Below are 1,496 nucleotides of genomic sequence, written 5' to 3' on the forward strand. Positions count from 1 at the left end.
ATCAATCCAAGCCATGCTGGATGTCCCAACAAACCTATTGATCTATTTGCAATAAATACCATATAATGACTTGAGGACGTAATATTACCAAATAAGTAAGAATTATAATATATTTCTAAGAATTTAGGAATGTAATTTAACACCCCAGAAAAAAAAACAATAATTATATTTATATAAAAATATGACTTCAATATTTTAATATGCCCACTCATTTTAGTGAATATTGATATTAGAAAAACATAAATCATAGGCAGAATAGAATACATCAAAGAACCTATCGAAACATTTTCATTATTGTTTAGCACTAAAACAATAAGTAGATAAAAAGATGAAAACAATCCGATATAGAATAAATTTTTATTATATTTATCAAATCTAATAAAAGGAATAACAAAGAAAATCATTGGAAAAGGAAATCCAAATATCCTTATTATCGGAAATACTATTGTGAATATGTACCGAAATATTTTAATCATATAATCACCTTCTAATTTACTCGATTAAACTAAAATTTTATCCACTTTCCAAACACTTCATCGTATTCAGATGGCTCAAATTTTTCCCAGCCACTAAAATGGAAGAATGTCATCTCACCAAAATAAACTTTCCCATTAATATCGTAGAAGTCAACTCTAACATGCGGAATACCTTTTGAGAGAACATTTGCTAACTTAATCATCTCTTCAAATCCTTTTGGCTTTATAATCGTTTTGCTCGCATTTGGATAGTGTTGCATAAATGGCATGTGGTTAAACTCCAGGTCAAAAAAATCGAATCGTGTATCAATCCCTCTATCTGTTGCTATAAACATTGCTTTTACCGCACCATCGAAGCAGAAAAATTTATAATCTTTAAGTTCCTTCTTGGATTCGTCGACCATATATTTTTCTGCAATTATTCGCGGCTTAATATCTTTATATATCCACTCTCGCTGACCCCAGTAATAATTGTGTTTTAATGACTTTTGTAGTTTCTTTTTTGCCTTATTAATATCTAATTTAGTTTTATCCTTGCAAATGACTAAACCACCAGAATCATGAGTACATTTTAAAACAAATTGGTTTGGTAATTTATCAAAGTCAATCTCCTCAATATCTTCCCAAACACCTAATAATGGAATCAAGTAATCATTTCCTATTGTTTTTTCGATAAATTTTCTAACTTCATACTTATCTACAAATTTCGTATATTCCGGGTTTCGGTCATTTAACTTCAACCACTGCAATTTTTCATTATATGTTGTTGGGTTTTCAAGATTCAATTTTTTATCCATTTTACACCAATATGCAACCTTAAGATAAGTTTCATCTTTCATCCACTTAAAAAATCCTCTGTGACCTAATAGTAAAAATATGTATTGTGGTCTTTTAATTAAACTTAGGATTTTGTTTTTTATCACGTTGAACACCTCCGACCACAATTTCGAAATTATTGTTTAATCATTAACTGATACAACTCTTCATATTTACGACTCATAACTTTATTACTAAAATTGT

2 protein-coding genes are annotated in these 1,496 nt (G+C 28.8%); both read right to left on the reverse strand.

Annotated features, from left to right (window positions below; translation table 11 throughout):
* The coding region (locus tag IWB18_RS12450; RefSeq protein WP_207740841.1) for a hypothetical protein at positions 1-476 on the reverse strand (476 nt) is incomplete at its 3' end.
* 29 nt (positions 477-505) lie between these two features.
* Positions 506-1,399 carry an ATP-grasp fold amidoligase family protein gene (locus IWB18_RS12390; protein WP_408626616.1) on the reverse strand — a complete coding sequence of 298 codons (894 nt, stop codon included), beginning with the start codon at positions 1,397-1,399 and terminating at the stop codon, positions 506-508.
* Positions 1,400-1,496: the final 97 nt, after the last annotated feature.

The organism is Alkalibacter mobilis (genome assembly GCF_015594845.1).
Lineage (GTDB): Bacteria > Bacillota > Clostridia > Eubacteriales > Alkalibacteraceae > Alkalibacter > Alkalibacter mobilis.